We start from the raw sequence: 5460 nt of genomic DNA on the forward strand, positions 1-5460 counted from the left end.
TGACACCCTCTCTGACCGCTGTCAGGCTGGCCTTGCCGACCTAATCGATAGATTAATAATGTCATAGTTCTCCTTTTCCCTATGCCAACTCATAACGAGCGACACAATCCCACAGATAGCAGCGAAACCGAAACCCGGGCGGATGACGTGACCGGTGGCTGGACACGTCGGGGGTACCTCACGACCGCCGGCAGTGCTGGCGTGCTTTCACTCGCTGGCTGTCTGAGCGGTTCTTCTGGTGGCAGTGACGACACTATCACGGTAGGCTATGCGCTTCCAGAGGTGGGATCTTATGCCCAGCTCAGCCAATATCTGCGAAATGGATTCGAACTCAAGGTCGAACACGAACTCGGCGGCCAAATTGGTAACTACGATGTCGAATACGTGTCACGAGATACCGAGCAGGACCCGAGCAAAGGTGTCTCAGTTGCACGAGAACTCATCACTGAAGAGAATGTCGACATTTTGGCGGGGCCGATCTCAAGTGCGGTGATGAACGCAATGATACCGGAGGTACGCGACGAGGACGTCGTCTGGTTGAACCTCCACTCGGGCGACCCCCTCATCGTCAAAGAAGGGTGCCTTCGAAACCAATTCAACCCATCGATGAATCTCTGGCAGACCAGCTACCCGATGGGCAAGTGGGTCTACGAAAACGTCGCCGAGACTGCCCACATCGTCCACGCTGACTACGCAGGTGCGCGCGGGGCGTCGCAGTACTTCCCGGAAGCATTCGAGGAGGCTGGTGGAACGATAACCGGGTACACCCCTGTCCCCCTTGGAACGACCGACTTCGCTTCCTCTCTCCAGGGGGTTCAGAGCAGCGATGCAGAGATCGTCTACTCCTTTTTTGCGGGAGGGGACGCCATCAACTACGTCAAAAACTACCGTGACTTTGGAATCGAGAAGCCGCTCTTGGGCGAGGGATGGATCACCGCACCCAATTTACTTGGCCCGATTGGAGACGCGTCCATCGGACTGCGAACCGCGCTTCACTACTCGCCAGCGCTCGAAAACGAGGCCAACCAGCAATTCAAGTCGAATTACACGGAGCAGTACGACAGCGGTCCAAACGTCATGTCGGTCGCTGCCTACGACGGCGGTAAGATTCTCCAACGTATTGTGGAGGACACGGGCGGCTACGGCGTCGAAGAATTCAATGACGTCGCGCCCAACATGGAGATCGACAGTCCGCGCGGGCCGCTCTCGTTTCAACCCGAGACCCACGAACCAATCCAGAATCAGTACGTCAGGGAAGTGGTCGAACAGGATGGCCAGCTAGTCGAGAAACCGATTCATACGTTCGAGCGCGTTGAATCACCCGAATGGGGCTGTGACCTCTCCTGAGATATGGTAGAGGTAAGCAGTATCATTTACGCCACGCTACTCGGGCTGCAGATCGGATTCGTCTTCGCACTGATAGCGATCGGTCTCTCGATAATCTTCGGTTTGATGGAGGTTGTTAATTTCGCACACGGGTCGCTATTTATGCTCGGCGCGTACGTTGCCTATACAGTTTCCGTCGAATTCGGGAGTTTCTGGCTCGCCGTAATTATCGCGCCAGTGATTGTCGGTCTCATCGGAGCCGTTATGGAGGTTACCACAATTCGGCCGCTGTACGATAGGCCACCGTTTCACTCGATATTGGTTACCTTCGGGCTAGTCATCGCAATTCAAGAGGGCGTCAAAATCCTTTGGGGTACCAAACAGAAATCACTCAAAATACCATCAATCTTGCAAGAATCAGTTACAGCTGGGGCTATCACGTTCCCGCTCTACAGAATTTTCCTTCTGGTAGCGAGTATCGCTGTTCTCGGTATTCTGTGGGCTATTATCACCCAAACAGATTACGGGTTACTGATCCGGGCGAGTACCCACGATGCCGAGATGGTTACCGCGCTTGGGATTAACGTCGGCCGCCTCCGAACTGGCGTCTTCGTGCTCGGTGCCGGTTTAGCCGGGATAGCAGGCGTCTTTGTGGCTGGAAGCCAAGCCATCACCCCGGAGATGGACGCCCACATAATCATCATCGCGTTCGCTATCGTTATCATCGGCGGACTCGGGGATCTCCGAGGAACGGTAATCGGGGCGGTTCTAGTCGGACTGATAACCTCGTTCGCTGGCCTTTTTGCCCCGTCACTAACCGACGTATTCGTGTTCGGACTGATGGTACTAGTGCTACTCCTGAAACCAGAAGGACTGTTGGGAAGAGAAAATCCTACTTGAAACCAAGCTATGACAACAAACACGTCTACCAACGAAGACGGTACAGACGAATCGGCTGCTCTCGACTCGATCGGTCACCCCTCTGCAGTGGTAGGGGAGCGCGTACGACGGCTACTGATCGGCGGACTGGGCGTCATGGCTGGTCTCGGCGTTTACGTCTCCATAGTCCAGCCGTCGCTGCTCCAAACCTTGTCGTTGATGCTCATATTCGGTCTGTTTGCAATCGGTTTTGATTTTGCCTTCGGCTTCTCTGGGATGCATTCGTTCGGGCACGCGGCCATGTTCGGAGGGGGTGGGTATATGGCAGCCTACTTCCTGAAGGAAATAACGACCCTCGCACCGGTCGTCTTGCTCGTGGCGACTGTCACCGGTATCGTCTTGGCACTCCTCCTCGGATTCCTCGGCTCACGGACTGAAGGCATTTACTTCGCGATGATTACGCTCGCGTCCGCACAGATCATGTACATCTTAGTGTTTCAGGACGTCTTCGCAACGATACTCGGTCGTGATAGCGTCACAGGCGGGGACAACGGAATATTCGGGATTCCGCGGATGACAGTACCCGGTTTAGACCTTGAGGGGTCAATGCTGCAGTTCTACTTAATTACGCTCGTACTTGCTGCTGTGGGCGCTCTGTTGCTCTTCCGGATTGCCAACTCTCGATTCGGTAGTATTCTCAGAGCGGTTCAACAAAACGAAGAGCGCGTCGCACATTTGGGGTACGACGTGCGCAAGTACAAGTTAATTGGATTCGCAATCAGCGGTGGAATCAGCGGACTAGCCGGTGGTCTCCTCGTCTCACTTCAGGGCATCGCCCACCCAGGATCGTTGCTCAACTGGATAGTCAGTGGCGATATTATTTTTATGACTCTTCTAGGTGGTATGGGAACACTCTGGGGTCCAATGCTTGGCGCAGGCCTCTACATCTACATTCAAGAGAGTCTTCACTGGTTCCCACAGTGGCGGTTGTTGCTCGCGGGTATTTTCATTGTGGTGATTATTTTCTTCCCTGCAGGACTCGCTGGTGTGCTTCGGTCTGCTGACTCACTGTACTCATGGTTCAGAGCCAGGCTGTTCGACCGTGAGTGAACTCTATGTTATAGTTCCACACTGACGAGAGACCACCGCGTTATACGTTTCGTGGGCTTAACTAGACACCAAGGTACTGCTGCATCAGGGACTGGTTGGAGCGGAATTGGTCAGCATCGCTTTGGTAGACTATCTCACCGGTCTGGATAACGTACGCGTAGTCCGCTAACTCGAGGGCCATCTCGGCGTTTTGTTCGACGAGAATCATTGTCACCCCATCATCTTTGAGCGTGCGAATCGTTTCTGCGACATCCTTGACGATCGACGGAGCCAGACCCTCGCTCGGTTCGTCAAGCAGCAAGACGTCAAGACTAGGTCCAAGGAGACCGCGAGCGATCGCCAACATCTGCTGTTCGCCGCCACTCATTGTGCCTGCGAGCTGGCCCCTACGTTCGTCAAGCCGCGGGAAACGGTCGTAGACGAACGATGTGTCGGTGTCGTCGCCGGAACTCTGTGCAATCCTCAAATTCTCCTCGACGGTCAAATCCGGAAAAATTCGTCTCTCTTCGGGGACCCAGGAGATACCATTACGCCGAATGGTATCTGGCCCCTGTCCGGTGATATCCTCACCGCGATGAAGAACTTGACCCGACCGTGGTGGTGTCAGACCCATGATGCTCCGGAGAGTGGTCGTCTTACCAGCACCGTTCCGTCCGACCAGTGCGACGATTTCACCGGGACGAACACTCAGGGAGACATCGAATAGCACTTGGCCGTTCTGGTAGTATGTGTCGATCCCATCCATCTGAAGGACGGCATTGGTCGCACGGTCGGACTCGGAAGTTATCAAAGTTTCACTCATGCTGTAGTCCCTCCCAGATAGATCCGCTGAACTGCCTCGTTGTCCTTGACTTCCGTGGGACTCCCACTAGCCACGAGCGACCCCCGATTGATCACGATAACGCGATCCGAGATCTCCATGACCATCTCCATGTCGTGCTCGACAACAACAATCGTATACTCTGTCGACAGCCTCCCCAGCAGGTCTTTCATGGCTGCTGTCGTATCAGGACTCATCCCAGCAGTAGGCTCGTCGAGGAGGAGCAGTTCTGGGTTGAGGGCGAGTGCAAGTGCCACCTCTAAGTGGCGTTGTTGGCCGTGAGAGAGTAGTGAGGCTTCCTGATCGGTTACGTCTGTTAGGCCAACCGTATCGATAACATCCGCCGCCCGTTCGCGTGCCGCTGGCGACGCCGCTCTAGAGCCAAGAAAGTCCGCGGGACCAAAGCCAGCGTCCTCTGACTGTGTAGCAATAAGGATATTTTCAAGGACTGTGAGGTCTGGAAAGAAATTGTTAATCTGGTACGACCTAGATATTCCTAACCGGGCAAGCTCGGATGGCGATCTATCGTCGATTCGATCGCCATCGAATCGAATCTCGCCGCTGGTCGGCGCAATTTCTCCCGTCAATAGATTAAAAAGCGTCGTCTTTCCAGCTCCGTTTGGCCCAATTATCGACGTTACTTCGCCCCGGGGAAGGGAAATTGACAACTCATCAATCGCCCGAGTGGCCCCGAAATCTTTTGAAAGATTCTCCACCTCCAAGAGAACAGTTGACATGGGTGGGCGTTTGTGCCATTATGATATAAACGTTCGCTCTTCTGTAGTGTAGCGGAACCGATCACGACGGGAAATTAGGACCTCACACCGAAGGAGGAACGAACATGTGCACTCACTACTGAGCTGTGCAAGGGACGTCTCACTTTGGCAAGATAGAGGTTCTCGTTGAGCTATGGAGGAGTCATAGATATCTTCACATACCATAGTAGATTTTTCTGCTGTGTTGACTCGATGGAAACGCTGCTACCCGGGCAAACCACGGCTAGCGACAAAATGGTTACGCCGTCCGGAGATCTTCTGTTCTCACAACCGGCAGGCGGTTGGAACGTGTCTGCGGTGCGGTCGCTGTCTGACGATAGCTGACGCTCACGGAGGGCCTCGGCCAACCACTGAGGGCCGCCGGTCCGGCGGCCCTCAGATTCCTCGTCTATGCGGTCACACCCGGTGGATCCATCCGTCTTCCGTTAAGACTCACACCTCGGTTGTGTAGCGGTAGCGAGCGTCTCTTGTAAGATCGTACGCTGCTTGTGGATCTTTTGAGCGTCTTCGATTAGCCGGTCGAGCAGCGGCGGTGGTGAGTAGCCGAGG

General features: G+C 54.5%; 5 protein-coding genes. 3 read left to right on the top strand and 2 right to left on the bottom strand.

The window, feature by feature from the left end; genetic code table 11:
- Nucleotides 1–81: 81 nt before the first annotated feature.
- The 3 genes from ACFQEY_RS17050 to ACFQEY_RS17060 all read left to right on the top strand — a co-directional run bounded on the left by ACFQEY_RS17050 (nucleotide 82) and on the right by ACFQEY_RS17060 (nucleotide 3315).
- Nucleotides 82–1347, top strand: coding sequence for an ABC transporter substrate-binding protein (locus tag ACFQEY_RS17050; protein ID WP_379770970.1), 1266 nt, complete (start codon nucleotides 82–84; stop codon nucleotides 1345–1347).
- 3 nt (nucleotides 1348–1350) lie between these two features.
- Nucleotides 1351–2226, top strand: coding sequence for a branched-chain amino acid ABC transporter permease (locus ACFQEY_RS17055; protein WP_379770972.1), 876 nt, complete (start codon nucleotides 1351–1353; stop codon nucleotides 2224–2226).
- 135 nt (nucleotides 2227–2361) lie between these two features.
- Nucleotides 2362–3315 carry a branched-chain amino acid ABC transporter permease gene (locus ACFQEY_RS17060; RefSeq protein ID WP_379770975.1) on the top strand — a complete coding sequence of 318 codons (954 nt, stop codon included), beginning with the start codon at nucleotides 2362–2364 and terminating at the stop codon, nucleotides 3313–3315.
- A 61-nt stretch (nucleotides 3316–3376) separates the two neighbouring features.
- On the opposite strand, the gene ACFQEY_RS17065 is transcribed toward ACFQEY_RS17060, so the two are convergent.
- Nucleotides 3377–4117, bottom strand: coding sequence for an ABC transporter ATP-binding protein (locus ACFQEY_RS17065; protein ID WP_379770978.1), 741 nt, complete (start codon nucleotides 4115–4117; stop codon nucleotides 3377–3379).
- Complete coding sequence (locus ACFQEY_RS17070) at nucleotides 4114–4872, bottom strand: ABC transporter ATP-binding protein (protein WP_379770980.1); 759 nt, start codon at nucleotides 4870–4872, stop codon at nucleotides 4114–4116. The genes ACFQEY_RS17065 and ACFQEY_RS17070 overlap by 4 nt, the downstream gene beginning before the upstream one ends.
- Between the last annotated feature and the right edge of the window lie 588 nt (nucleotides 4873–5460).

This window comes from Halorubrum trueperi (assembly GCF_042662525.1).
GTDB lineage: Archaea > Halobacteriota > Halobacteria > Halobacteriales > Haloferacaceae > Halorubrum > Halorubrum trueperi.